Annotated in this window: 1 protein-coding gene; it reads left to right on the forward strand. The window is 66.3% G+C overall.

Features of this window, described 5'->3' with window-relative positions; translation table 11 throughout:
• On the forward strand, positions 1-2,037 hold a 2,037-nt coding region (locus J0A65_RS22635; protein ID WP_206596568.1), incomplete at both ends, for an amino acid adenylation domain-containing protein.

The raw sequence follows: 2,037 nt of genomic DNA on the forward strand, positions 1-2,037 counted from the left end.
CCTGCCGGACGCCGGCCCGCTGAAGCTGCAGCTGTTCAGTGAACAGCAGTACGGTGCGCGTTTCGATCTGGCCCTGGACATGGCCGAGGCCAGCGAGGACGGCCATCTGCGCGGCAGCTTCGTCTTTGCCCAGGATCTGTTCGACGTCAGCACGGTGGCACGCATCGTCGCTACCTTCACCTGGCAACTGGAACAACTCTGCGCCCGGCCATCCGAGCCACTCGAACAACTGACTCTGGTCCCAGCCGAACTGCGTTCGGAACTGGCCGGCGAGCGCCGTCCGTGGCCGTCCGCTGATGTGCTGCAGTTGTTCAACCGACAGTGCGTGGCACGCCCGGGCGAAATGGCAGTCGAGGCCTGGGATGGTCAATACCGTTATGCTGAGCTGGACGCCGCGGCCAACCGTTTGGCCAATGCCTTGCGCGCCCGGGGAGTCGGCCCGGGTGAGCGCGTCGCGCTCTGCCAGGCGCGCGGCGCACGCTGGCTGCTGATGCTTCTGGGGGTGCTGAAGTCAGGTGCTGCCTACGTGCCGTTCGATCCGGCATTGCCGAGTACGCGTCTGCAGCAACTACTGGCCGAGAGTGGGGCGAGCTGCGTGCTGGTGAGCGAGCGTGAAACCGCGGCGCTCTTCCCGGATCAGGCAATGCTGGTCGAGGCCGGAGGGCCGTCGGACTTTGCAGCGCAGGCGCCTGCCGTGGTCATCGACGCGGCCAGTCCGGCCTATGTGATCTTCACTTCCGGCTCCACGGGGCAGCCCAAAGGCGTAGTGGTTAGCCACGGTGCCCTGGCCAACTACGTGCAGGGCGCGCTGACACGGTTGGACAGCCAGCCCGGGGAGGGCTGGGCGATGGTGTCGTCGGTGGCGGCCGATCTCGGCCATACCAGCCTGTTCGGTGCGCTATGCAGTGGTGGGCGGTTGTGCCTGGCCAGCGCCGAGGAGGTGGCCGATGCCGAGCGTTTCGCCGCCTTCATTCAGGCTCGTGCCGTCGCCGTGCTGAAGATCGTGCCCAGCCATCTCAGCGGCCTGCTGGCCGCCGCGCCGCAGCCGGTCGAGGTCTTGCCGCTGCGTCTGCTGGTGCTCGGCGGCGAAGCCTGCGGCGCACCACTGCTAGCGCGTGTGCGTGAGCTGGCGCCAGGTTTGCGGGTGGTCAACCACTATGGCCCAAGTGAAACCACAGTGGGTGTGCTGACCCATGAGTGGCGCATCGGTGAGTCCTTGCCGCAGGGCAATCTAGCTATCGGTCGGGCGCTGCCCAATAGTCGGGTGCGGGTGGTCGACGAGCAGCTCGCCAGCCTGCCACTTGGCGTGCCGGGTGAGCTGCTGATCGCCGGTATCGGTCTGGCCGACGGCTATCTGGGCCTGCCGCAGCTGACAGCGGAGCGTTTTATCCATCTTGAGGATGAGCGCTATTACCGCAGTGGCGACCGCGTGCGCCTGCGCGCCGATGGTGAGATCGAATTCCTCGGTCGCCTCGATGAACAGGTGAAAATCCGCGGCTATCGGGTGGAGCCGGCCGAGCTGGCGCAGGTGCTCAAGCGCCTGCCGGGTGTGCATGATGCTCTGGTGCTGGCCGAGAGCGCGGGCGATGGGCCCTTGCGCCTGCTGGCCTGGTGTGTGGCCGATGGGGAGGCCGAAGCGCTGCGCCAGGAGTTGGCAGCCCAGGTACCGGACTATCTGCTGCCGGCGCAACTGATGCTGCTACCGGCCTTACCGTTGACTGCCAATGGTAAGGTCGATCGCCAGGCACTGCCGCGTCCGGACATGGCTGGCAAACCGTGCGAGGAGGTGCCGCTGAGCGAACTGGAAAGCCAGTTGGCGACGATCTGGCAGGCGGTGCTCAAGGTCGAACGGGTCGGGGCCGAAGACAACTTCTTCGAGTTGGGTGGTGATTCCATCCTCAGCCTGCAGATCATCGCGCGCATCCGCAAACTGGGTTTCAAGCTCAGTCCCAAGCAGTTGTTCGAGCGGCAGACCGTGCGGCAACTGGCGCAGTGGCTGCAGGCACGCGAGGTGTCGGAAGTCGCCACGACGCCTGC

Origin of the sequence: Bowmanella yangjiangensis, assembly GCF_017255015.1 — a bacterium.
Classification (GTDB): Bacteria; Pseudomonadota; Gammaproteobacteria; order Enterobacterales; family Alteromonadaceae; genus Bowmanella; species Bowmanella yangjiangensis.